Here is a 25,007-nt window from a genome sequence, read left to right as displayed (position 1 = left end):
TTCGAGGAACTCTGGCCTCCGCTGGTTGCCGTCCCAGAGGAGTTGGCACTCGCCGATTCCTCGACAGCCAACGCCGGGAGCAGCCCCGCGAGCCAAGCCCCCAGAACCCCCAAAAAAGCTAACGCCAGTTCTTTTCCGTGCCCGGTCCGTTTCATCCTCCCCCCTTTTCCTCTGCTCGCGCAGCCCGGTCGGATCCGTGATCCACCAGGACATGCCCGATCCAGTCGCCGATGGAGAAAGCAGAATGCGTGCCATTGTTTTTTTGAACGGCTGATCAGCGCTAAAAGGTGTAAGCGGCCTCCAGTCCTGAGAAAAAGAAGGGACCGCTCGAAGTGCCTACGAGTCCATTGCCGGCGAGACCGACGTCGGCCGGAGGAATGCCGTTGGCGGGAGCGTAATAGTTCATCATGTTGTCGCCCCAATCCATGCGAGCTTCCATCCGCACCATGAAGTTATCCGCCAGATCAAAGCGGAGGGTCATCGTTGCGCTATAGATGTTCGTCGGAGCGATCATCCCCTCGAGGTAGCTATTGCCGGAAGCCTGCAACCACTGCTCCCGCAGCGCCAAGCTGACGAGCGGATTGAAGCGATAAATCTGGTAGATCCCGGCGCCCATCCAGTTGGTAGGACCGCCGTAACCAGAGGAATAGGGAAAGAGCGGGAAGATCCCCAAGGCGGTTTCGGTCGCCGGACTCAAGCCGGTAATTCCCGCCGGCGCGACGGCGTTGTTGTAAAAGCCGCCGATGAGCTCGTAGGCAAGCTGCAGCCGGCGGCGATAGACGAAGGAAGGAGTCCAGATCCCATAGTCGTTAAACTCCATGTAAGTTCCCGGAGAGTTATAGGGCCCCGGAACGATATCCCCGTTTGCATAGGCCCCGGGGTAGTAGGCGCCATTCTCCATTCCAGGTGATGTGCCGAAACCGGGAGGATTCGTTCCGTGCGGTCCGTAGAGCATCCCATAGGTGTTAACGAAGCTCTTGTCGGCAGAGACGTAGTCGAGGTTGAACGTCAGAAGAAAGGACGAGAGACCGCTAATCGAGTTGTTCACCATTCCAAAAAAAGGGTACCCGCTTCGGCCCACGTTAAACCCTCCGTCGGTCACCCCTCCTCGAACCGTCCAGCAATCGTCCACGCGAAAGATAAACTGCGTTCCAACCAGCACGAAGGGCTCGACATTGTTGAAGAAAAGGCCGTAGGTCATGTTGAAGTTTGCCGGCCGCTCGAGAACCTCGAGGCCGATCGGAGCCGCAAACTTGCCGACATGAACCTCAAGCTTCCGATCCCCGATCGGAATTTGAAACTGGACGTAGGCCTGCTCCAGGAAGACTTCACTGGTGTTGAATCCCATGCCCGTCGAACTGGACGATCCGGCTCCGGAAAGGAAGTCGGGCACCCCCAAGGCAGCATCCTGGCCCAGCATGAGGTCCATGCGAAAGCCGGCATCCCATCGGTTCTCCGCCGTCAGTTCTTTTTCCGACCAGAGCTTCAGCTGGTTGAGATTGAAGCCGCCGCCCGGAATGCCGTCGTCCGCCAAGCGCATCGGAAGGAGGGGATAGCCCCGGGCCAGCCGACTTCCTCCCGCTGCCGTCGGTGCCGCAAAACGCGGCACCTGGTTGAAGGATGGAGCGTTGACGAAGTTCATTTCGAAGGCGCTGTCCACATACCCTCCCAGCTTGACGCCCGGCGATGGCGAGCTCACGGCCATTCCCTGCTCTTCCAAAATCCGTTGGAGACGCATCATCTCTCCTTCGTTCTCCGTTCCCTGGGGAGCCGTCAGATCGGCATTGCTCTGACCGCTGGGAGAACCGAACAGGGGAGGCAGGGCCGTGCCGGCCAGCAGCAAGGAAGATAAGGCAACCCAGACGAAGGCGACGCACCGGTTCCGCCGGCTGCTGCGTTCTCCTTTCGCATCAACGACTCTACCCCGGGGACGGACGGGGTCGGGAATCAAAAGAGAGTCTCCCCGCATCAACAGCCGATCAAAGCCGTTGTCGGTCTCCTTCGCTAGCTTTTTACCGCTTTGCTCGCAATCGCGACGTCAACCGGCAGATCAGAGAACGCGATCTTCCAGTTGCTTTTCGGCGATCTTGCGCAGGAGAGTCTTTCGGCTGATGCCCAACTTCCGAGCGGCTGCGCTTCGGTTCCCTCCGCAGGAGCGGAGTGCCTGAAGAATCCACTGTTTTTCCGCCTCACGCAGGGTCATCGATGCGGGCGCCATGTTGCGTGCAGGGCGAAGAAGGGAAGGAGTACAAATTCTTTCCGGAAGATCCTCCCGCGTCACTCGGGGTCCTTGCGCCATGACGACCCCATGTTCCAGGGCCATGCGCAACTCCCGTACGTTGCCCGGCCAGTCATAATCGCAGAGAATCTTTTCCGCTTCTTTCGTCAGACCGCTGACTCTCTTCCCGTTTTCCCGCGCGAACTCGCCGATGAAGTCCTGGAAGAGAAGGGGAAGATCCTCCTTTCGCTCCCGCAGGGGCGGCAAGACGATGCGCACCACATTGAGACGAAAGAAGAGGTCTTCGCGAAAAGAGCCGTCCGCGGTCATCTGCTCCAGACTGCGATTGGTCGCAGCGATAACTCGAACGTCGATGGGGATCGCCTTGTTGCTCCCTACCCGCTGAATGACCCGCTCCCCGAGAACCCGCAAAAGCTTGACCTGCGTCGTTGCATCGATCTCTCCAATCTCATCGAGAAAGATGGTGCCCCGATGCGCTTCCTCGAAGCGTCCGAGCCTCTTCTCCACGGCTCCGGTAAAGGCTCCTCGCTCATGGCCGAAAAGCTCGCTTTCCAGCAGTTGGGGCGAGAGGGCGGCGCAATGAACGGCAACGAAGGGGAAGGCGCGGCGGGGACTCAACAGGTGAACAGCGTGGGCGGCAAGTTCTTTGCCGGTTCCGCTCTCGCCTTCCAAGAGCACCGTGGCGCGGCTTCCGGCGACCTGTCGGATCTTTTCGACTACAGGGACCATCGCCGCGGATCTCGCGATGATTCGATCCAAGCCGAATTTCCGTCCGAGCTGCTCCCGTAAATTTTGATTCTCCGTCTCCACCTGCCGGGATCGGACCGCTCTCCGCAGAACGATTTCGAGCTTTCCCAAGTCAAGCGGCTTGGTGACATAGTCGTAGGCTCCCCGCTTGATCGCCTCCACGGCGTTGTCGACCGAGCCGTAGGCGGTCATCATCACGCAGACGGGGGAAGTCGGGAGATTCCGGCTAAAATCGAGCAGATCCAACCCCGATTCTTTCCCAAGGCGAAGATCGAGCAAGACGACATCGACCGCCTCGTTCTCCAAGACGCTCTTCGCAGCCTCCACGTCCTCGGCCGTATAGGTTTCGAACTCCTCCGAGAAGGCACGGCGGAGGCCCTCGCGGGCGTTGCGTTCATCGTCGACAATCAGCAATCCAGGAAGATCGTGCATCGAAGAGGTCAGGACTTCTCCTCGCCTTTTGTCCCCTCGTCCTCCTGCTCGGATCTCATCGGCAAGAGGCGGACTCGCCGCTCGCTCCGTGGCAGAAGGATGCGTACCGTTGTTCCTTTTCCTTCGCGGCTTTCCAACTGGATTTCCCCGCCATGCTCCCGCACGATGCGACGCACCACCAAGAGACCCAACCCGGTGCCGGATTGCTTGGTCGTAAAATAAGGCTCGAATGCCCGGCCCATCTCCGCCACCGACATCCCGGATCCGTTATCCTGAAAACTGACCAGAAAATGAGCGTCCGACAGCTCTGTCCGAACTCCCAGCATTCCGCCGCGATCCGTCGCCTCCAGCGAGTTTTTCATCACATTGAAAAACGCCTGTCTTAGTTGATCCCGATCCGCGCGGACTAAGGGCATGTTCTTGGCCAACTCCATCTCGACCACGACATCGCGATTGTCCATCTGGGGGGTCAGGAAGGAGACCGCATCTCGCACGACCTCGTTCAAAACAATCCACTCCAGCTTGGGAGAGGCAGGCCGAATCGCCCGAAGGAACTGATTGACGATCACATCGAGTCGATGCAACTCGGACCGGATGGCCGTGAGGGATTCGACAACCGCGCGCCGCGTTTTCCTACCCACAAGCTCCCTCTGGAGGAGCTCCGTATGAATCTGGAGGGAGTTGAGCGGATTTCCGAGCTCGTGCGCCACTCCGGCCGCAAGCAGGGTGAGGGCGTTGAGCTTTTCGGATTCGATCATCTCCAGAGTCTTCTCCCGATTGGCGGTCATGTCATAGATGATGACGACGAAAGCATCTCTCCCGTCCGGTCCTTTTTCGAGCGGGACGGCCGAACAGTTTAGATAACGCATCTCCGGGTAGGTGATTTGCAGATCTCGGCTGAAGATCTGGCGAGAAGCGAACAAGGACGGCCAATCAACGTCGGGAAGATAGCGGCCGAGCGATTTGCCCAGAACCCCTGCCCGATCGATTTCCAGGAGGCGCTCTGCGCTCTGGTTCCCGTACAAGATTTTCCCCCGGACATCGACCACCAAAATCCCTTCCTGGAGCGCATTAAAAACCGTCTCCAGAAACCCCTTCTCCTGGGCCAGTCGCCGGAGATAGTTTTGGATCTCTGTCGGACCGAGCCGTTCGATCCGTCCGAGAAGTTTGTTTAAGAACGAATCCCGCAAGCTCATCCCGAGTGCCATACCCGCGCCGCCCGTGGGAAATCTAGTCGAGAAACCGGCACGGGTCGAGCCCTGCTCAAGGGAATCCGCATCCCTTTGTGGCTCTACTGTAGCTCCGATCCGCGCTTCACGGAGATCGCGCGGGTTGCGGACGCGCGCACCTCGGTCGCTTGAAAGAAATGGCCCAGCCCGCGAGCCACGGCCTCGGCCAGCCGCTGTCGATACTCCGGTCGATCGATCCAGGACGAATCCATCGGGTCGGACAGAAAACCTCCTTCCACCAGAGCTCCGGGCAGCGGATTGTCCCGAAGCACCACGAACCGAGCACGCCGAAACCCCCGGTCCATCTCTGGATCGTCGGGGCGCAAGCGGACAAGCTCCAAATGGATTTCGTGGGCCAAGAGTGTATTGAGCAGGTCGTTGCCGTTTCCCGGGAGGGACAGATAGTCGACCCGTCGCACCCAGGTTCCATTATTGCTCGACGGGGCTCCCCGAGGCGCGAGACAGTAGGTCTCGACTCCGTGCCCGCTCGGCTCCGACTGGTTATAATGGAGGCTGACAAAGACGTAGTCCGGGTAGGCCTGGGCAATCCGTACTCGCTCTTCCAGGGGAACGAAGACGTCGCTCGTTCGGGTAAAGACGACGGGAAAGCCTTGGGAGCGGAGAATCTTCCCCAGCCGGCGCGCCGTGTCCAAGGTGTACTCCTTCTCGTATCGGCCGTTTCGGCTTCTCGCTCCTTTATCCTCGCCGCCATGCCCAGGATCGATCACGACGCCCCGGAACGAAAACCGAACCGGAACGCGGGAAGGACGAAAAATGGGATCGAACAAGCAGGAAAGGTCGGTGCGGGAAACGTACCATTGTCGATCTCTTTCGAGCAGAGGAAAGGAGAGCGTGTGTCGGATGCCGTCGATGAAGACATATGGTCTTCCGTGCTTCCCATCCACGGTCCCTGCGTTCCCGGACAGATGAATTTCCCCTGGCAACGGCTCCACGGCCGAGAGCCGATAAAAGCGGCAAAACTCCTCGAGCGGCACATATTCTCGCCCGCCGATGGTCGCAAGATGCCACCCGGTATCGCCTTCTGCCTTAGCGAGAGCCGGCGTCAGAAGAACGGCAGCCGCAAAAAGCACAGCTCGAATCAGCTTGCACATGGAAAATTGTCGATCAACCGAACTTCATCGATCCAGATGGCTCCGCACACGCGACCGTCCACTTCTTCAACATAATCGACGCGAAACCCCGGCCTCTTGTTCAACTCGACCGCCGCCCAGACGCAGCCATCCGGACGCCGAGCCGCCTCCTCGAGGATGCGAGGGAAGGCAGCCGCCCGATTCCGCTGCTCTGTCGAAAGATACCGGTTCCTTGAGCTCCATGCCAGCCCGTCCCGATCCCGCTGAATTTCCACCGGGACGATCCGGACGGGGAGGGCGAGATCGCGCACCACGCGACGGATCACGGAAAGTTGCTGCGCATCCTTCCATCCAAAGACCGCCGCCGCCGCCTGAGTCAGGTTGAGGAGCTTCACGACCACGGTCGCCACTCCTCGAAAGTGGCCAGGCCGGCTTCTTCCGCACCGGCCGGAAGAGAGGACTTCTTCCCCGACATAGGTCGAATGGTCGTCCGCATAGAGAGTCCGGGGAGCAAAGAGAAGATCCACGCCCGCCGCTTCGCAGGCCTGCACGTCCGCCTTTGTCGTCCGCGGATACGCAGCCAGGTCTTCTCCTGGGCCGAACTGCAAGGGATTGACATAGACGCTGACGATCACGGGTGCTCCCTCTTGCCGCGCTTTTTGGATGAGGAAGAGATGTCCAGGATGGAGCGCCCCCATGGTTGGCACCAACACGGAGGAAGCACCGCCTTGCGTCAGACGGAGTCCAACCGCTTGCATCTCTTCTGGATCCTCGACGAGCTGCATCCTTATCCTCCTTCCGCCGGCACCATTTTTCCTTGCGTTGATCGAACCCTCGCGCCCAAAAGAAGCCGCCCGTTCCGGCTCCCATGAGTTCTTTCCTCTTTTGGTTCTTCGGCCTCCTCACCCTGCTCGCGCTGCTCGAAGCGGGCTTGGCCAGAAGCTTGGGCAAGAGACCTCTGCGCCGCGCTCTGCTTCTCAGCCTTCTCTGGTTGACATTTTCCGCGGCCTACGGCGGCTACCTAGGGAAGACGCGCGGACTTTCCGCGGCTCTCGACTTTGGAGCCATGTATGGCCTCGAATATCTCCTGAGCATCGACAATCTCTTCGCTTTTTATGGGACATTCCGTCTTTTCCATATTCGGGGTGCCGCCCAGGGACATCTACTGACCGTAGGCGTTCTCCTGGCCGTCCTGCTGCGTGCCTTGCTGATCTGGGCCGGCTTGAGCCTGCTTCGAACGTACGAAGCCGTCTTCCCGCTGTTGGGGATCCTGCTCTTCGTCGCGGCGGTCCGACTCTCCCGCAACCCAGACTCGGGGTCCGTGATCCCGGGAGCACGACTGCTCGGCACCCTGATTCCCCCGAGCGAGGAAGAGAGATCCCGCGGGCTCCTTGTCCGGTGCGGCCGGACCCTGCGGTCTCCGCGGCTGCTTGCCCTCCTGTCGATCGAGTTCGCCGACCTGCTTTTCGCCTTGGATTCCGTTCCTGCGGCATTTGCCATCACGCTCGATCCCACCGTGGTCTTTCCGGCCAATCTTTGCGCGGTCATGGGACTCCGCTCCCTCTACCCGCTCGTGCAGCACGCGGCGGACAACCTGCAGTGGCTCAACCGGGCGATCCCGTGGGTTCTGGCGCTCATGGGCGGAGAACTCTGTCTCAAACCGTGGTTCTCGGTCCCAACGCTCAATACCGCCGTCCTGATCGCCTCTCTCTTCCTCGGAGCATTCCTCGCCTCCGCCAGGCGAAAGAGTTGACGCAACCAGGGCGGACCATGATCTATTTGGTCTCGCCGCCGAAGAACGGTTCGTCAGGCGGCTCTTGCTGTTTGCGTTGCGCCTCGCGCATCTTCTCCAGAAGCTCGCTCATGTCCTCTACTTCGTCCCAGACTTCGCGGGCGACCAGAATCGGGCGCTTGGCTTGCAAGGCGAGTGTCAGGCAATCGCTGGGACGAGCGTCGATTTCGATCATCTTCTTATGCACCTCGCTTTCCGCGTGCAGAAGAAGCCGCGCAAAGTAGGTATTGTTTCGCAGGTCGTTGATGATGACTCGGTCTATGCCGATCGAAAACCCCTCGAAAATCAAGCCGACCAGCTCGTGGGTCAGCGGCCGTTCGTTGCGCTCGCCGCGGAGTGCCGCCATAATCGCACGGCCGACATAGCTATCGACATTGATCACGAATACCTTCTCCTCATTGCCCAGGAAAACGGCGAAACCCTGAGGGCCGGTCGGGAGGATTCCGACGACCTCGACGGAGACGAGATCATTCTTCACACCTCCTTCGTACCACAATCCCGCCCCTTCGCAAGCTGCCGCGAATGCCTCGACTCCTAAGCGGAAAGTTTCTCTTTCCCCGAGATTGCGAAAAGACGAGAGAGATTTTTATAAAGGGAGACCGATGAGCGCGAAAATCCCGTGGAACATCCACCGAGCCCTGCAGACCTATCAAATTCCGAGATGGGGTGCGGGATACTTCTCTGCCAATGAAGCGGGTCACATGACCGTTCGCCCGCTGCAGGACGGTGGTCCGGAGATCGACCTGCTCGAAGTGGTCGAAATGGCGCGGGGGCGCAAACTGCAATTCCCACTCCTCCTCCGCTTTCAAGACATCCTTCGCCACCGGGTCGAAAGCCTGAACCGAGCATTCGCCGAAGCAATCGAGGAAGCAGGCTACTGCGAACGGTTCCGCGGCGTTTTCCCAATTAAGGTCAACCAGCTCCAAGAAGTCGTGGAAGAGGTCCTCGACGCGGGCTCTCCTTATCATCACGGCTTGGAGGTCGGGAGCAAGCCGGAGCTCTTTGCCGCCCTTGCCCTCCACCGGGACCCGGAAGGCTTGATCATCTGTAACGGCTTCAAGGACAGTCTCTTCGTCGAAACCGCCCTTCTGGGCCGCAAGCTCAAGAAGAAGATCTTTCTGGTCCTGGAAAAGCCGGCGGAACTCGAGGTCGCGCTCGAGGCCGCGCGCAAGTTGGAGGTCGACCCCCTCCTCGGCGTGCGCATCCGTCTATCGGCAAAAGGGAGGGGGCGCTGGGCTCTTTCCAGCGGCGAAAGCGCAAAGTTCGGCCTGTCCACCCAGGAACTGCTCGATGTAACCGATCGCCTGCGCCAATGCGGAATGGAACGCTGCCTGCAACTCGTCCATTTCCATATCGGCTCTCAAATCCCCGACATCATTACCATCAAGCGCGCCGTACGCGAGGCCGCCCGCTACTACGCCCGCCTCCGCCAATTGGGATTTCCGCTCGCCTACCTTGATGCGGGCGGCGGCCTGGGAGTCGACTACGACGGGAGCCGTTCGACCGACTCGAGCATCAACTACACTCTGCAAGAGTATGCGCGCGACGTAGTCTACAATGTGGCGGAAGTCTGTGACGAGGAGAAGGTCCCTCACCCCTGCCTAGTCACCGAGAGCGGGCGAGCCGTCGCCGCACACCATTCGGTTCTCGTCGTCGACACCTTTGGATCCATTGAAAAGGAGAGGACTCTTGCTGCCACGCCGCAGCAGACGGAGCCCCATAAGCTCGTCCGGGAACTGCTTGATGTGAAGAAGCAGCTTTTGAGCCGGAAGAATCGTTTGGAGCATTATCATGACGCGCTTCAGGTCAAGGAAGATGCGCTTTCCATGTTTGATCTCGGCCTTCTCGATCTCCACACCAAAGCGCATGTCGAAACGCTCTACTGGGAAATCAGCAAAGAAGTTCTCTCTCTCTACGAAGGGACAAAGCAGATTCCGGAAGAAATTCGCAAGCTCGGCAATTCGTTCTGCGATCAATTTCTCTGTAATTTTTCCGTATTCCAATCCTTGATCGATTATTGGGGGCTCGGCCAGGTTTTCCCGATCGTTCCCATCCACGAGCTCCACCGGCCGCCGACCCGTCGAGCCATTTTGGCCGACATCACCTGCGATTCCGATGGCAAGATCTCGACGTTTATCGATGGCGACGACGCTATCCAGAGCACTCTGCCCCTTCATGATTTTACGGGGAAGCCCTATCTGGTCGGTATTTTTCTGATCGGTGCCTACCAGGACATCATGGGCGATCTGCACAATCTCTTGGGGAGAGTCAACGAGGCGCACGTCTTTCTCGATGCCGACGAACCACAGGGCTTCTACATCGAGGAAACCATCCCAGCCCTCACGATCGCGGAGGCCCTGGCCTCGGTTCAGTACGAGACCCATGCTCTTCAGCGGGCCTTCAAGGCACAGATCGATGCCGCCATCAAGGGGGATGTGCTGAAGCCGAACGAAGGCATGCGCCTCCTGGACTTTTACGAGTCCGGGTTGCGCCATCCGACCTACCTCGAATTTGCGTATCCGACCAGCCTTGCCCTGCCTCCTGCGCCGCTGCCTTCTCTAGTCACTGGGTAACCAGTGTGCGGAGGGTGGAGTTGTCAAAGAAACGGATTCGAGGCATTCGTCTTTTGTGACTCCTTCGCCTCTTGCCTCCTTCCTGCGCGGAGGCGGCGCACAGGAGGCCCATGGAGCGGCCTCCCGCTCCTGCTCGCCGCAAGAAATTTTGCGGCGGCTGCGAAGCGCGATCCCCGGTTGCCCCGTGCTTTCCGAGCCGGAGGAGTTGCGGCCGTATGAGTGCGACGGACTGACCGCCTACCGGGAGACCCCCTTGGCGGTGGCGATCCCGGAATCGATCGCCCAAGTCCAGGAGATCCTTCGCGTCTGCTGCGCGCTGCGCCTGCCGGTCATTCCCCGAGGTGCGGGAACCGGTTTGTCGGGAGGAGCTCTCCCCAGAAGCGGCGGCCTGCTCCTGAGCATGGCCCGGTTTCGGAAGATCCTTGCGCTCGATCCTCTCAACCGAACGGCACGAGTCGAACCCGGGGTGACCAATCGGGCGATCTCGGAAGCCGCCGCTCCACACGGCCTCTTCTACGCTCCGGACCCTTCCTCCGAAGTCGCCTGCACGATCGGAGGGAACATTGCGGAAAACGCGGGCGGCCTTCATTGCCTGAAATACGGGTTGACCGTTCATAACGTCCTTGCCGTCAAGATTCTCACCCCAGAGGCGGAGTTGCTGACCCTGGGGGCGGAAGCGCTCGACTCGGCCGGCTTCGATCTCCTGGCCCTCTTCGTCGGATCGGAAGGCCTGCTCGGGGTGGTCGTTGAGGCGACGGTCCGTCTCTTGCCGCGCCCCCCCTTGGCTCGCTTGATCGTCGCCGCCTTCGCCTCGGTCGACTCCGCCGCCGCGGCGGTGGGAAAGCTGATTGGCCGGGGATTCGTTCCGGCGGCCTTGGAAATGATGGACAATTTAGCCATCCGGGCAGCCGAGGAGTTTGTCCACGCCGGCTATCCGATGGACGCGGCCGCCCTCCTTCTCTGCGAGTGCGACGGACCGCCCGAGGAGGTGGACGAACAGATCGCCCTCGCCGAAGAGCAGCTGCGAGAGAGCGGAGCCTATTTCTTGCGTCTCTCCTGCTCCGAGGAAGAAAGGCTTTTGCTTTGGAAAGGGAGGAAATCGGCGTTCCCAGCCGCCGGGCGGATGGCCCCCGATTACTATTGCATGGACGGCACCATTCCCCGCCGGGCCTTGCCGGAAGCCCTGCGCCGCATCGCTCGGCTTTCGGCGGAATATGGGCTGCCGGTGGCGAACGTCTTCCACGCGGGAGACGGGAACTTGCATCCCCTGATCCTCTACGATGCGAGCCGGCCCGATGAACTCAAGCGGGCCGAGAGCCTCGGAGGCCGGATCTCGGAGCTCTGCGTAGAACTCGGCGGAGTGATCACCGGGGAACATGGCGTCGGAGTGGAAAAGCTCGACCAGATGTGCATCCAGTTTCGCGCAGCAGAACTGGCGCAATTCCATCGCATCAAGGATGCCTTCGATCCCGAAGGCATCCTCAACCCGGGCAAGGCGGTTCCTCTGCTCCATCGGTGCGCCGAGTTGGGGGCGATGCATGTCCATCGGGGAACGCTGCCTTTTCCCGGGATCGAACGGTTCTGAGGTCCTAACAACCGATCCTGCAGAGGAAAGGAGCCCATGAGCCAGAGCGACCGCGATCTTACGGAAGCATTGGCCGACGAGGTGCGACAAGCCCACGATTCCGGAATCCGGCTTTCCCTCGCCGGAGGGGAGACCAAGCCGTTCCTGGGTCGATCGGTCGAGGGAAAGCGCCTCTCGGTGCGTGAGCATTGTGGCATCGTCCACTACGAGCCGACCGAGCTTGTCCTCACCGCGCGGGCCGGAACTCCCTTGGGCGAGATTCACGATCTTCTGGCTGCACATGGACAGTGGCTCCCCTTCGAGCCGCCGTCCTTCGCTTCCTGCGCAACACTCGGCGGGACGATCGCCTGCGGCCTTTCCGGACCGGCTCGCCCTTTCTTCGGGGCGGCTCGGGACTTCGTTCTCGGCGTGCGGCTACTCGACGGGAGAGGCCAACTACTTCATTTTGGCGCAGAGGTCATCAAGAACGTGGCCGGATATGACGTGGCGCGCTTGGTTACCGGAGCACAAGGCACCCTTGGCGCCTTGCTCGAGATCAGCCTCAAGGTGGGCCCGCTGCCACCCGCCTCGGAAACCCTGACGAGGGAAGAAGGCCTGGAAAGCTCCATCCGCCGGCTGGCCGAGCTCGCCGCCAAGCCACTCCCCTTGAGCGCAGCCTCTCACGATGGGGAACGGCTCTTCCTTCGGTTGAGCGGAACGGAAGCCGGAGTGCGGGCTGCGGCGAATCGCATCGGGGGAGAGCGTCTGGCGGACCCGGATGCCTTTTGGCAGTCGGTCCGCGAGCGCACCCATCCGTTTTTCTCCCTCCCCGGTCCGCTCTGGCGGCTTTCGGTCCCTCCGGCGACTCTGGCTCCTCCACCCGGCGGAGGCAGGCTCTTGCTCGATTGGAGCGGAGCCCAACGCTGGTGGAAAGGGTCGGCCGAGCCCACCGCCCTCTGGGAGTGGGCTCGCTCGATGGGAGGCCATGCCGCTCTCTTCGACTCGGGCCGGTGCCGCCTGCAGCCTCTCGACCCGGGGCTCTTCGCCCTTCACAAAAGGCTCAAGGCCGCCTTTGATCCGAAAGGCATTCTCAACTCCGGCCGCCTCTACGACTCCTTATAGTCGATCGTCTTTTTCTGCTCGCTGCGCGACCCCTTTGGACCGAACCTTCGATCGACTCTCCCCCCGCCCGGTGCGGCTTGTGCCCCCCAGGGAGGGAGACTGCTTCCCCGCTTTCCGCTTGACTCCTTCTTCCGATGTGGGATTGTGAGCGAGGTTCTGCGAGAGAGGTGCGGGCACCAAGGCTGGTACCCACTTCTTTCGAAGCGCCGCTGCGATCGGGGGGACCCGGCAGATGAGATGTGATAGTATAGAGGAAAGATTGCATGAATAACAGATTGTATGTTGGGAACCTCCCTTTCTCTCACCGAGAGGAAGACGTTCGCGCGCTCTTTAGCCAGTATGGGAAAGTCACTGAGGTTAACCTGATCATCGATCGGATGACCGGGCAGTCTCGTGGCTTTGCCTTCGTCACGATGGAGAACCCGGAAGAATCCAAGGCAGCGATCGACAAGCTGCATGGAACGAAGGTCGAAGGAGATTTTCTCCCTCCGGTTCCGGCTCCAGCTCGGGAGGCTTCCGTAAGCGGGACCGGCGCTAGCCGGCTCTCGCTTTTTTGGGGAAAGTCGCTCTTCTCGTTCTTCTCCTTTCGGTGGGGTCAGCGAGGAACAGCGCTGGCTCGGTGAAGGTACTATTTCTAGGCGACGTCGTCGGTGAGGCCGGACGAGAGACGTCTCGCATTGCGATCGGCCGTTTGCGTCAGAAGGCGCAGATTGATTTTGTCGTCGTCAACGGAGAAAACGCCGCTGGCGGCAATGGGATCACGCCCAAGATCACCTACGAGTTGCTTCGGTATGGCGCCGATGTGATCACCCTGGGTGATCACGCCTGGGATCAACGAGAAATCGTCCCATTCCTCGCCGACGAGCCCCGCCTGCTCCGTCCACTCAACTTTCCACCGAATACGCCAGGGGCTGGCTCGATCGTCGTCCAAGGGAATGGAAAGAAGCTAGGAGTGCTTTGCGCGCTGGGACGTACATTCATGACGCCCCAAACGGATAACCCTTTTCTGACGGTTCGCCCCGTCTTGGAAGCAATTCGGCGGGAGACTCCTTGCATTCTTGTGGATTTCCATTCGGAAGCCACTTCGGAAAAGATCGCTTTCGGACGATACCTCGACGGACAGGTCTCCGCAGTCGTGGGCACACACACGCATGTGCAGACGGCTGACGGAAAGATTCTTCCGGGAGGCACGGCCTACCTGACCGATGCCGGATTCTGCGGGGCGCATGATTCGGTCATCGGTCGGGACGTCGCGCCGGTCATCCAGCGGTATGTGACTATCCTTCCCCAGCGGTTTGGTCTGGCGACGAAGGGCCTTCAGGCTGACGGCGTCCTACTCACCCTAGACGACCTCTCCGGGAGAGCGCTCGAAATCGAGCCGATCCAACTCGCGATTTAGGAGGCATGGGGCTTCCCTTTTTGAAGCCGTTTCCGGGTTGCGTAGTCGTGCTGCTCGGGTGGCTGCTCGCGCGCACGAGCTTGATGGCGGAACCTTCCTCTCCTCCCACCCAGACCCCGCCTCTCTCTTCGATCCTCACTCGGATGGTCGACAAGCAGGAGGCTCTCGCACATGAGCTGGATGCCTATCAATTCCTCGAGAAGATCGACATCGAGGCGCTGGGGAAGGACAATGCGCCGCGGAGTCATTCCCATCTCGTGGTTCAAATCCGCCCGAATAGCCATGCCTTGATTCTCACGAATGCCGCGGGTGACCAGAACGCCAACCGCGCGGTAGCCGAGGCGGAGGTGAAACAGGCAAGACGAGGCATCGAGACCGTCTATTCCTTTCGGAAGGCCGTTCCCCGATTTCGCGTGATCCTGCTGGGTCAAGAAGATTGGCACGGCGAGCCCGCCTATCACCTTGCCTTCTCCGGCAAGCCGAACGAGCCCTATCGGACTCCGCTGGAGAAGCTGCTGAACCATGTTCGCGGGCAGATGCAGGTCAGCGCCCGAGACTACTCGATCCTGGAAACGCACGCTTTTCTAGAAGAGCCGGTCAACGTCGCTTGGTTTTTTGTCCGATTCGAGCATCTCGATTTCTCCTACGCCGCCCAGCGCATCCCGCTCGGCTACGCACCTAAGACGGTCCTCTTTCATTACCGGGTGCGGATTCCGTTTGCTTCACGCCATGAACGCCAGCGTATTGAGATCGTCGACTATCGCCAAGCCAAGCCGGACGAGAGTCCGGCCAGACCATAAACGGGGTTGTTCTTATAAAAACATCATCCTCTTCTCTGAGCGATCTTGCCTTTCCCACCCCTTCCAGAGGAGAGCCCTTGTTGCAACGGCTTCGCTCCCTGCGTTGCCGGGCCTGCGTTTTCGCGTCGATCGTTGCCTCCTTTGGATTGCTGGTTCTCGCGACGCCGGTCTGTGTGCAGGGTCGCCGGGCGGCGATGACCCCATTTTTGACGGAACGGCTGGCCCGCTTCTTGGATACCTTGCCGGAGGGCAATCAACTCCTGATTCGCAGTTACTTGGCATTCGACTGTACCCATGATCTCGTAGGACCATCGGCGTGCGAAAAGCGCGCCTTCTTTTTCGTGATCGAGCGGGGAAACGAGCGGCGTGGCAACCTCCTCTTCGTCGCTAGCGGTAAGGAGTTCCGCTTTCTCCACTATTTCTCCTTCGCCGCTCCTTACGCCGAGCTGCCCAAAATCGATCTTTCCAAGGAAGAAGCGCTCTGCGTGGCTCTTCTCTGGGCACAACATGAGTTGCGCTCCGAAGGACGCAATGCCCTTGACGCCATGGTCGCGAGCAGCCAATTTCATTCTCTGCCACTCCAGAGAACGGCCTACCGCCTGCTCGGAATTGCTTGCCCCTAGAAGAAAAGCTCCCACGCCGCTTTTTCAGGCCGCCAGAGGAGTCGGGCAGTCTTTTTGTCCCGGGCTCTCCTCTGTTTTCCAGGAACTCTCCAGAGTTCTTGATCCTCACCCACAATCGCCCTACCGTGGCGTCAGCCGATACGGTCTACAGGGTGACGATGCCGGAACAAGATGTTTCTCGAATCTATTCGCTCCGCGAGCCTGCCGAGCAGCCGCAGCGAAACGAGTTGGGAGGAGTCCGGTCCAACTTCCGCTTGCCGGCTTTTCTCTAGCCTTCCGATGAACCCTCTTTCTCCCGAGCTTGCTACGCTCTCCGCCCGATGCGTTCGGACGGCGGTCGACGCCGCCCTGGTTGCCGGAGATCTCCTCCGGCGGAGCTTCGGACGGCCGGTCATCATTGCCGAAGAGACCGCCTACGACATCAAGATCCAGACCGATCGGCAGTGCCAAGAGTTGATCTGCCGAACGATCCTCCGCGACTTCCCCGATCATCGGATCTTAGGGGAAGAGGGTACGGATGGTTCGCCGACCGGAGAGGTCGAATGGATCGTCGATCCACTCGATGGCACGGTGAACTTCACCTATGGAATTCCCCATTTTTGCACCTCGATTGCCGTCCGGGTAGAAGGCCAGACTCTCGCTGGGGTGATCTACGATCCAATCCGACAGGAACTTTTCACCACCGAAAGGGATCGATCTTCCCGTCTCAACGGTAGCCCCGTTAGGGCGAGCAGTCGGGCTCGCCTCTCCGAGGCGGTCTGCGTGGTTGGCTTTTCTCGAAGCCGAGCGGGAATCGAACAGGGGCTGCGCCTCTTTCAATACCTCGTGCCCCGCGTCCGAAAGATTCGACTAACGGGTTCGGCTGCTCTGGATCTAGCCTACGTAGCCTCCGGCAGGATCGACGCCTACTTGGAGCAGGAGATCCACCTCTGGGACATCGCGGCCGGCGTCCTGCTTCTGCAGCAGGCTGGAGGCCGGATCCACCAATTCCCTAACGCAGGCACCAATACACTGCGCGTCACGGCGACCAACGGACTGCTCGACTTGAGCGGCCTGCCCGTTGCCGAATCAGGCGACCCCGGACAAGTCCCTTGGCCATCTTAGGAACCGGCATTGCCCGGCCCTTAACCGGAATGCCCTTCTCTATGCGCGCTGCAGGAGAGTGCCCCGTTCCGCAATCGAGCGGAGGAGATCCTTCCAGGAAGCGATGAAGGAGTCGGCCCCGTCTCGTTGGAGTTGCTCCGCCAGCGCGTGATCATCGATTCCCGCCTCGCGGAATTCGGCAAGCAACGTGGCGGCATCGCCTCCGTCGGCCGGAAGCAGCTCTCCGAACTCGCCATGATCGGCAAAAGCCAGAAGGGTCTCCTCCGGCATCGTGTTGATGGTTTTGGGGGCAGCAAGAGAGCGAACGTAGAGGATGTCGGAGGCCTTCGGATCCTTCGTGCCCGTGCTGGCCCAGAGAAGCCGCTGCGGCTTCGCTCCCGACTTCTCGAGCGAGCGCCAGCGATCGGACGCGAGGATCTCGCAATAGGCCCGATAGGCCTGCTTGGCCACGGCAATCCCCAGCTTGTTTTGGAGGCGTGCGGGCACTTTGCCCGTGGTCGCCTTATCCCACCGGCTGATGAATATGGAGGCGACCGAAGAAACCGCATCCAAGGGCAACCCTGCCGCTTTCCGACGCTCCAGCCCGTTCATGTAGGCGTCCGCTGCCGCGGCATACTGATGAGCCGAGAAAAGCAGGGTGACGTTGACGGAAACCCCATCGGCAATCGAACCGGCGATTGCCGGCAGGCCTTCCTTGGTACCCGGGATTTTGATCAGTAAGTTGGGGCAATCCATCGCGCCATAAATCCGCTTCGCTTCCTTTAGAGTGCGATCCGTCTCGTAAGCGAGCAACGGTGAGACTTCGAGCGAGACCTGACCGTCGAGCCCCTTGGTCGAATCGTAAATAGGCCGGAAGAGGTCGGCTGCTCTCCGAAGATCTTCCATGGCCAACTCGAAGAAGAGGGCTTCCCCCTCGAGGCCCCGTGACACGCCTGCTGCAATAGACTCGTCGTACCGATGGCTCTTGGCGATCGCATGGTCGAAGATCGTCGGGTTGGAGGTCAATCCGGTGACCGAATAGTCCCGGATATACTTTTCCAGGAGCCCCTCATCGAGCATCTGCCGCGAGATGTTGTCTACCCAGAGGCTTTGTCCAAGATCGTGTAGTTTTTGCGTCGCTTTCATGGGACTTTCCGTTCGGCGGGTTATTTTCGGGAAGTGGAGTTCCGTTTCGTCCATTCCAGAACGAGGAACTTGCTTGTTAAGGTTAGCCCGGATTGGGATGCGGGTCAATCCCGAGCTTCGTCGGCTTGCTTCGCTCCGCGCTTTACCGGAGCCTCCCATTCTTCAAAAAGCCCGCCCTAAAGATTCCAGTACCGGGCGAAAATCCCGATGACCAGAATCGCCAAAACGTTTACGACCTTGATCATGGGGTTGATGGCCGGTCCGGCGGTATCCTTGTAAGGGTCGCCGACGGTGTCGCCCGTGACCGCTGCCGCATGCGTCTCCGATCCCTTGCCCCCGTAGTGTCCTTCCTCGATGTATTTCTTCGCATTATCCCATGCGCCTCCACCGGAGGTCATGGAGATCGCGACAAAGAGACCGGTCACGATCGTCCCGATGAGGGCGCCCCCGAGAACGACGGGGCCAAGCCCGGGGATCACTGCAATCGCGACGACAAGGATCAGAGGCAAGAGGGCCGGTAAGACCATTTCGTGCAAAGCGGCCTTTGTCACGATATCGACACATCGGCCGTAGAGCGGCTTCGCGGTTCCCTGGAGCAACCCGGGGATCTCCACGATCTGCTTCCGTACTTCTTCGACGACGGCTCCTGCGGCATTTCCCACCGCCGCCATGCTTCGGGCAGCAAAAACATAGGGGAGGAGGGCTCCGAGGAAGAGACCCACGATCACCTTGGGATCCTGGAGTCGGAACTGTAATCCCTCCGCCGTTGCCTGTGAACTGTAGTGACGGAGTTCTTCCACGTAGGAACCGAAAAGGACGAGGGCGGCGAGCCCCGCCGATCCGATCGCGTATCCCTTGGTGACGGCCTTCATCGTGTTGCCCACCGCGTCGAGCTCATCGGTCACCTGGCGCGTCTGCTTTGGCAGCCCGCTCATCACGGCGATTCCGCCGGCGTTATCCGTAATGGGGCCAAAGCTGTCTAATGAAATGACCACCCCCGCCATGCTCAACATACAGCGAACCGCGATGGCCACCCCGTAGAGCTGATCGAGCCAGAACGTGACGAGCACGGCCAGCGCGATGAAAAGCACCGGAAGCGCGGTCGCCTCCATCCCCAGGGCCAAGCCTGCAATGATGTTTGTGGCATGACCCGTCTGGGATGCTCGCGCGATCCGCTGCACCGGCTTTCCCGTGATCTTCGTATAGTGATCGGTGATCATGACCATGGCGGCCGTCATGAGCAGCCCGATGACGGAGCAGCTATATTCCTGAGCCCACCGGTCTGGAAAGAGCCAGAGACAGAGCGGAAGAAAAAGGATGGCCGCTACGACGCCATTGGCGATGACCCCCTGGAGCAGGGCTCTGTCCGCCGGGGCCTTCGAGTAGCTCACGTATCCGATCCCGCAGAGGGCACCCACAACGGTGATGCAACCGACGAGGAATGGGTACATCGTCGCGGCGGGATCTCCTCCCAGGCTGATTGCCGCAACGAGGACAGCGCCGATGAGACTGACGACATAGGTTTCGAAGACGTCCGCGGCCATTCCCGCACAGTCTCCGACGTTGTCACCGACGTTGTCCGCGATCGTGGCCGGATTCCGGGGATCGTCCTCTTCCAGGCGCTGCTCGATCTTCCCGGTGAGATCGGCGCCCACATCGGCCGCTTTCGTATAGATTCCTCCGCCCAGGCGCGCGAAGACGCTGATCAGACTCGCTCCCAGAGCTAGGCCAACCAGGGATGAGACCGTTTCCCTGAGTCCTTGGTGGGTGAACGAGAGGAAGTAAAATGTCCCCACCGAGAAGAGAGCCAGTCCTACGACCAGCAATCCGGTAACCGCCCCGCCCCGGAAGGCGACGTGCATGGCCCGCTGGGATCCAATCGTGGCCGCCTGCGCCGTCCGAACGTTTGCCAGCACGGCAACGCGCATGCCGATGAATCCTGCCAAGAAAGAACAACCTGCACCCAGGAGGAATCCACCGCCCGCCCACCAGCTTTTGAAGATCCCGATGAGAAGAAAAAGGAGGAGGGCGATGGCGGCCACCGCCCGCATCTGCCGGCTAAGATACGCGGCAGCGCCTTCTTCGATGGCACTGGCGATCGAGCGCATCTTCCCGTCGCCGGCGTCCATGCCGCGTACTTGGTATGCTAAGGCAACCGCCGCAATGACCCCGACGAGCGCAAAACCGATGGCGAGGAGGAGCGCATGATCGATCAAAAACTGCTGCATGGCGCTCGCTCACCATAATCCGCTCGAAATGAAGAGTAAGTCCTTTTTTCTTCTCTCGGCTCTCGTCTCATCGATTGGGCAGTGAGGGATTCGAACCCCCGGCCCTCTCGGTGTAAGCGAGACGCTCTACCACTGAGCTAACTGCCCGCTGCTTGCGCCGGTTCGAGCGAAAGATCTACCCCCCGATCCCGGACACTGCCCCGGCGGCCAGGGCGAGAATCGGTTTCGCATAGAAACCGAAAAGGACGCTCCCGACATTTAATGCCATGAGCAGCCCTTGGGTGGCCGGATGGACGACAATCGGCGCCTGGTGAACAGGATCGCTCCAAAACATCGCCCGGACGACCGATATATAATAGTAGATCCCGGCCGCCGCCGCCGCCACCCCGATCATCACCAGAGCATGAAACCCGCTCTCCCAAGCGGCGAGGAAGACGAGAAGCTTGCCGAAAAACCCCATGAGCGGCGGAAGCCCGGCGAGCGAAATCATCGCCAACGCCATGGACCATGCCAAGAGCGGACTCCTCTGGACGAGGCCGGACAGATCGGTAATGGTCTTCCCCTCTTTCTCCCGCTCCAGCAGGACAAGCACCAGGAATGCGGTGAAGGTAGCAACCAAGTAGGCCAAAAGATAATAGAGCATCGAGGCAAATCCAAGGAAGCTGTGCGAGGCCAACCCGATCAAAAGAAAACCCGCGTGGCTGATGCTCGAGTATCCCAGAAGCCGCTTCATGTTCCGCTGAGGAAGCGCAGCCAAGTTCCCCAGGACTACGGAAAAGGCCGCCATCAGAACAATCAAAGGCACCCAGTGACGCTGAAAGTCGGTATTCCAAAAGGGCAAGAGGAGCACCCGAAGCAGCACTACGAAGCCCGCAGCCTTGGAACCGACGGAAAGATAGGCCGTGATCGGAGTCGGCGCCCCTTGATAGACGTCGGGTGCCCAAATATGAAAGGGGACGGCCGCCGCTTTGAAGCCTAATCCCACCAAGAGGAAGGCCAAGCCCAGAATCAGTACGGGGCCGACCCCCTCTTTTTCGGCGTATCGCGCCACCCCGTCAAACTGGGTTGATCCCGTTGCTCCAAAGAGGTAAGCGATCCCCATCACCAGAAAGGCCGTCGCCAGCCCGCCGACAATGAGGTACTTCGCCCCCGCTTCCAAGGATGCAGTGTCAGACCGCCGATAGGCGACCAAAACCAAGAGGGTGACGGTGACGAGCTCAAGGGCGACAAAAAGAAGCACGAAATCCCGCACGGAGCAGAGAAGAGCCATCCCAGCGGTGCAAAAGAGGGGTAGAATGTAAAATTCCGCGCGTGCTGCGGGGACCTCACCCTCTCCTTCCAGGCTTAGGTAAGTGACCAGCATGCCGGTCAACAGAAAGAAGGCCTTCCCCGAAACCGCGAACCGGTCCCATGTGTAGATCCCGCCCCAAAGCACCGCTCCGCTCATTGCGAAGGGCAGCAAACAGAGCCCGGCGATCAAGTAGACGCCAAGGACCAGGACGCCGACGGCCCTGGGTTGGAGCTTCGTGACCGACTCCGCCAGCAAGAGGAGCACTCCACCGACCGCCAAGGTCACTTCCGGTGCACCAATGATCCACAACCCTTCCTGCATGGCGTCCCTCCCGCTCCTTCCGGTTTCCTCGCTAGTAGAGCGAGAGAAATTCTTTTACCCCCGGCCCGACGACTCCGAGGAGCGTTCCGGGCCATATGCCGAGAATCAATAATGCGGCCATCAGCAATGCGTAAGGAATCCGCTTCGAGCCTTCCACGTCTACTGTTTCAGCCAGATGTTGCGGTAGATCGCCGTAAAACACCGATCGCACCGCCCGGAGCTGGTAGACGGCCGAGATCACGATTCCCCAGATCACCACAGCGGTGATCAGCGGCTGGCTTTTCCATGCCCCGAAGAAGATCAGAAGCTCGCCGGGGAAGTTTGCCAGCCCAGGCACACCGACCGAGGCAAAAGAGCCGACCAGGAACGCGACCGCGACGAACGGCATCCGGCGCGCGAGACCGCCGAGCTCGGCGAAGCTGATCTCTCCTGCTCTCTCCCGCACCTCGCCCGCCACGGCGAAGAGTAGAGCGGCGCTCAAGCCGTGGGCAACCATGAGGAGGACGACTCCGCTGACCCCTAACGCATTCCAGCACATCAACCCAAGGAAAAGGTAGCCCATGTGCATCACGCTCGAGAATCCGAGCATGGCGGGAAGCTCCTTCTGGGCGATCGTGGTGAGTCCGACAAAGAGAACGTTGCCCAGCAGCAGGGCGAGAATCCACGGCTTCCATGCTTCCGCTCCTCCGGGAAGCAGCGGGATCGCAATGCGGAGCAGCCCGTAGAGACCAAACTTCTTCAGCACCCCCGCGTGAAGCATCGCGGCCGGAGCCGGAGCCGAGGCATATCCGAAGGGAGCCCAGGAATGGAAGGGGAAGAGCGAAACAAGAGTGCCGAAGCCCGCGGCCAAGAGGGCGAAGGGAACCAGCTGCTGGCGGGGCGAGATCGGATTGTCCCGCAGGTATTCCGTCAGCCGGGGAATGTCGAAGGTGCGCGCTTCCGCCGGCAATACGCCCAGGAGCGCAATGATTCCGGCGAGGAGAACGAGGCTGCCTAATCCAAGATAGAGAGTGAGTTGGAGACTGACGAATTGGCGATTCTCGGTTCCCCAAATCCCGATCAGGAGAAAGGTCGGGATCAGCGCAAATTCGTGAAAGGCATAAAAGAAGAACAGGTCGAGGGAAACAAAGGCGCCCAACGCACCCAGGGAGAGGAGGAGAAGATAGCTATAAAACTCCCCGGCCCTCTTGATCTGAGTGGGGGAGACCCAGATCGCAGCGAGCGTGACGAGGGTTGTGAGGAGCACCAGCGGCAGGCTGATGCCATCCACTCCGACATGATACCGAATCTCGGGCAGCGCACCGAGCGCGATCCAGGAGTGGTTCTCCACGAAGTGCCAGCCGCCGATTCCCGAGGGAAATTGCGCGTAGATCCAGAGGCTCAGGAGGAAGTTGACTCCCGCCGCGACCAGAGAAACCCTTCTGGCAGGAGCGCCGAGGAGGATCAGCCCGATGGCGGATGCTTCGACGACAAGCAAGATCGTCAAGGGTGACATAAGCGGGTTGGTGGTGATCCTTCGATATTCCGATTTGGCTGCTCGCTTCTTCAGCGGCCGAACAACAAGAAGAGGAGTCCCCCTGCCCCCAGGGCGAAGACAAAGGCGTACTCCCGCAGGTTTCCCGCTTGGACAAGTCGCAGCACTTCCCCGCCCAAGCTCACGACAAAGGCCCCTCCACGTACCAGAACAAACCCGATGATCCACTGGTCGATCCAGGACAGGAGCCGAGCTGATTCCTCCTGCAACTTGAGAACAGTCCAATCATAGATCTCGTCGAAATAGAACTTCCTTTGAAATAGCGGAATCGCGATCGGTTCCCTGCTCGCCCGTCCATAGCCGATCGCCCCCGCGACGAGGCCCAAAATCACGGCGGTCAGGGAAGCTGCAGGAACCAGGAGGCTGTTTTCCCCGGCTTCCTGCCCGCCGAGGTAGCGTACAATCCCGAAGAAGGGATAGCCCGCGACGATGGCGAGCCCCGCCAGCACGATCAACGGCAACCCCATGACAAGGGGCGATTCCTTCGCATGCCTCACCACATCGGTCCTCGGCTGTCCGAGAAAAGCCACCAAGGTGATCCGCGTCATGTAAAAGGCCGTCAACGCTGCGGTGAAAGCCGCCATCCAGAAGAGCACCGGCTGGCTGCGGGCCGCTACCTGCAGGATCTCCTCCTTGCTGAAGAAGCCCGCGAGTCCCGGAATTCCCGAAAGCGCCGCCGCCCCGATCCCGAAGGTGACGAACGTAAGCGGCATCTTTCGTCCGACTCCGCCCATTCGCCAGATGTCCTGCTCGTGGTGGAGGGCATGAAGCACCGAACCCGCCCCCATGAAGAGGAGAGCCTTGAAGAAGCCATGAGTCGTCAGGTGAAACATGGCTGCCGTCGTTCCGGAGCATCCTACGGCGAGGACCATGTACCCGAGCTGCGACATCGTGGAATAGGCAAGCACCCGCTTGATGTCATTCTGCTGCGTCGCAATCAAAGCCGCCACGAGAGCGGTGATTCCGCCAGTCCAGGCGATGACCGAGAGAGCCTCCGGCGAAAGTTCCAGCACAAAGAAGATGCGGCAGAGCATGTAGACCCCTGCAGCAACCATCGTGGCGGCATGGATGAGAGCGGAAACCGGCGTTGGGCCCTCCATCGCGTCCGGGAGCCAGACATGGAGGGGAATCTGGGCCGACTTCCCCACACAGCCGCAGAAGAGGAGCAGCCCCACGATCGGAGCGAGCCAGTTCCCGGCCAGTGCTCGGGCCGCCTCGGGATGAAACGCAACCGTTCCGCAAGTTGCCCAGAAGGTCAAGATTCCCAGGAGAAAGCCAAAATCTCCGACGCGGTTCGCCAGAAATGCCTTTCGGGCGGCGTCCGCAGCCGAATTTTTCTCAAACCAGAAGCCGATGAGCAGATAGGAGCTTACGCCCACGAGCTCCCAAAAAATGTACATCATGACGAAGTTGGTCGCCACGATGATCCCGATCATCGAAGCAAGGAAGAGGGAGAGCTCTCCGAAAAACCGGCCCCGGCCGGGGTCTTCCGCCATATAGCCCAGCGAGTAGACATGAATGAGAAAGGCAACCCCGGTGACCATGAGCAGCATGAGCCGTGCTAAAGCATCCAAAGTCATCCCAATCTCTACCCGAAGCCCGGGAAGGTCGATCCACGCCAGCGAGGCGGGAGCCTCGATCCTACCGAGAGCAATCCCGAGAGCCGTCAAAAAGGTGATGAGGCTCGCCGTGATCGAGACCGCTTGACTGGCCCGCGGATGACGACGGAGGGCTACCCAGACCAGGAAGGCGGAAGAGAGCGGAGCGAGAAGGAGGAGCCAGGCCATAAGCAG

Annotated in this window: 20 protein-coding genes and 1 tRNA gene; 9 read left to right on the top strand and 12 right to left on the bottom strand. The window is 60.2% G+C overall.

The genetic code is table 11. The annotated features are described in order from the left end of the window. Positions 1-280: 280 nt before the first annotated feature. The 5 genes from MAMT_RS10170 to panC form a co-directional block, all read right to left on the bottom strand. Entirely contained in the window at positions 281-1,951 is a 1,671-nt protein-coding gene (locus tag MAMT_RS10170; RefSeq protein WP_246186647.1) for an outer membrane beta-barrel protein, read from the bottom strand. A 99-nt stretch (positions 1,952-2,050) separates the two neighbouring features. After that, positions 2,051-3,418 carry a sigma-54-dependent transcriptional regulator gene (locus MAMT_RS10165; protein WP_142660920.1) on the bottom strand — a complete coding sequence of 456 codons (1,368 nt, stop codon included), beginning with the start codon at positions 3,416-3,418 and terminating at the stop codon, positions 2,051-2,053. A gap of 8 nt (positions 3,419-3,426) precedes the next feature. Beyond that, positions 3,427-4,614 (bottom strand): sensor histidine kinase, encoded by a 1,188-nt coding sequence (locus MAMT_RS10160; protein WP_246186646.1) that lies wholly within the window; start codon positions 4,612-4,614, stop codon positions 3,427-3,429. A 95-nt stretch (positions 4,615-4,709) separates the two neighbouring features. Next, on the bottom strand, positions 4,710-5,759 hold the full coding sequence (locus tag MAMT_RS10155; protein WP_142660918.1) for an N-acetylmuramoyl-L-alanine amidase family protein: 1,050 nt from the start codon (positions 5,757-5,759) through the stop codon (positions 4,710-4,712). After that, positions 5,747-6,523, bottom strand: a complete 777-nt coding sequence (panC, locus tag MAMT_RS10150) for a pantoate--beta-alanine ligase (RefSeq protein WP_142660917.1) — start codon at positions 6,521-6,523, stop codon at positions 5,747-5,749. The genes MAMT_RS10155 and panC overlap by 13 nt, the downstream gene beginning before the upstream one ends. Positions 6,524-6,606: 83 nt before the next feature. Here panC and MAMT_RS10145 point away from each other — a divergent pair, with 83 nt between their 5' ends. Next, positions 6,607-7,491 carry a TerC family protein gene (locus tag MAMT_RS10145; RefSeq protein ID WP_142660916.1) on the top strand — a complete coding sequence of 295 codons (885 nt, stop codon included), beginning with the start codon at positions 6,607-6,609 and terminating at the stop codon, positions 7,489-7,491. A 22-nt stretch (positions 7,492-7,513) separates the two neighbouring features. Here MAMT_RS10145 and MAMT_RS10140 read toward each other — a convergent pair whose 3' ends face one another. Continuing rightward, positions 7,514-8,008: a bifunctional nuclease family protein gene (locus tag MAMT_RS10140; protein WP_178087075.1), complete on the bottom strand. Its 495-nt coding sequence runs from the start codon at positions 8,006-8,008 to the stop codon at positions 7,514-7,516. A 124-nt stretch (positions 8,009-8,132) separates the two neighbouring features. Between MAMT_RS10140 and speA the strand changes: the two genes are divergently transcribed. The 8 genes from speA to MAMT_RS10100 all read left to right on the top strand — a co-directional run bounded on the left by speA (position 8,133) and on the right by MAMT_RS10100 (position 16,715). After that, positions 8,133-10,103, top strand: a complete 1,971-nt coding sequence (speA, locus tag MAMT_RS10135) for a biosynthetic arginine decarboxylase (RefSeq protein ID WP_142660914.1) — start codon at positions 8,133-8,135, stop codon at positions 10,101-10,103. 145 nt (positions 10,104-10,248) lie between these two features. Further along, positions 10,249-11,688, top strand: coding sequence for an FAD-linked oxidase C-terminal domain-containing protein (locus MAMT_RS10130; RefSeq protein WP_246186648.1), 1,440 nt, complete (start codon positions 10,249-10,251; stop codon positions 11,686-11,688). Positions 11,689-11,724: 36 nt separating this feature from the next. Continuing rightward, entirely contained in the window at positions 11,725-12,789 is a 1,065-nt protein-coding gene (gene glcE / locus MAMT_RS10125; protein WP_142660913.1) for a glycolate oxidase subunit GlcE, read from the top strand. Positions 12,790-13,052: 263 nt separating this feature from the next. Further along, a complete protein-coding gene (locus MAMT_RS10120; protein WP_142660912.1) occupies positions 13,053-13,412 on the top strand; it encodes an RNA recognition motif domain-containing protein in 360 nt (119 codons plus the stop codon). Then, the gene (locus tag MAMT_RS10115; protein ID WP_142660911.1) at positions 13,409-14,188 is read left to right on the top strand and encodes a TIGR00282 family metallophosphoesterase; all 780 of its coding nucleotides are present in this window, start codon (positions 13,409-13,411) and stop codon (positions 14,186-14,188) included. The genes MAMT_RS10120 and MAMT_RS10115 overlap by 4 nt, the downstream gene beginning before the upstream one ends. A gap of 5 nt (positions 14,189-14,193) precedes the next feature. Next, positions 14,194-14,988: a hypothetical protein gene (locus MAMT_RS10110; protein ID WP_142660910.1), complete on the top strand. Its 795-nt coding sequence runs from the start codon at positions 14,194-14,196 to the stop codon at positions 14,986-14,988. Between the two features lie 77 nt (positions 14,989-15,065). Further along, positions 15,066-15,611, top strand: a complete 546-nt coding sequence (locus MAMT_RS10105; protein ID WP_142660909.1) for a hypothetical protein — start codon at positions 15,066-15,068, stop codon at positions 15,609-15,611. A 279-nt stretch (positions 15,612-15,890) separates the two neighbouring features. Beyond that, positions 15,891-16,715, top strand: coding sequence for an inositol monophosphatase family protein (locus MAMT_RS10100; protein ID WP_246186645.1), 825 nt, complete (start codon positions 15,891-15,893; stop codon positions 16,713-16,715). 39 nt (positions 16,716-16,754) lie between these two features. On the opposite strand, the gene tal is transcribed toward MAMT_RS10100, so the two are convergent. The 6 genes from tal to nuoL form a co-directional block, all read right to left on the bottom strand. Beyond that, entirely contained in the window at positions 16,755-17,840 is a 1,086-nt protein-coding gene (gene tal, locus MAMT_RS10095; RefSeq protein ID WP_142660907.1) for a transaldolase, read from the bottom strand. A 176-nt stretch (positions 17,841-18,016) separates the two neighbouring features. Then, entirely contained in the window at positions 18,017-20,056 is a 2,040-nt protein-coding gene (locus tag MAMT_RS10090; protein ID WP_178087077.1) for a sodium-translocating pyrophosphatase, read from the bottom strand. 87 nt (positions 20,057-20,143) lie between these two features. After that, positions 20,144-20,215, bottom strand: a tRNA-Val gene (locus MAMT_RS10085). A gap of 28 nt (positions 20,216-20,243) precedes the next feature. Continuing rightward, on the bottom strand, positions 20,244-21,680 hold the full coding sequence (locus tag MAMT_RS10080; protein ID WP_142660905.1) for an NADH-quinone oxidoreductase subunit N: 1,437 nt from the start codon (positions 21,678-21,680) through the stop codon (positions 20,244-20,246). Positions 21,681-21,711: 31 nt separating this feature from the next. Next, the gene (locus tag MAMT_RS10075) at positions 21,712-23,175 is read right to left on the bottom strand and encodes a complex I subunit 4 family protein (protein ID WP_142660904.1); all 1,464 of its coding nucleotides are present in this window, start codon (positions 23,173-23,175) and stop codon (positions 21,712-21,714) included. Positions 23,176-23,225: 50 nt separating this feature from the next. Next, positions 23,226-25,001, bottom strand: coding sequence for an NADH-quinone oxidoreductase subunit L (gene nuoL, locus MAMT_RS10070; RefSeq protein ID WP_142660903.1), 1,776 nt, complete (start codon positions 24,999-25,001; stop codon positions 23,226-23,228). Positions 25,002-25,007 lie beyond the last annotated feature (6 nt).

Origin of the sequence: Methylacidimicrobium tartarophylax, from assembly GCF_902143375.2 — a bacterium.
GTDB lineage: Bacteria > Verrucomicrobiota > Verrucomicrobiia > Methylacidiphilales > Methylacidiphilaceae > Methylacidimicrobium > Methylacidimicrobium tartarophylax.
The sequence above is the reverse complement of the archived record's forward strand: the minus strand, read 5'-3'. Positions and strand labels throughout refer to the sequence as shown.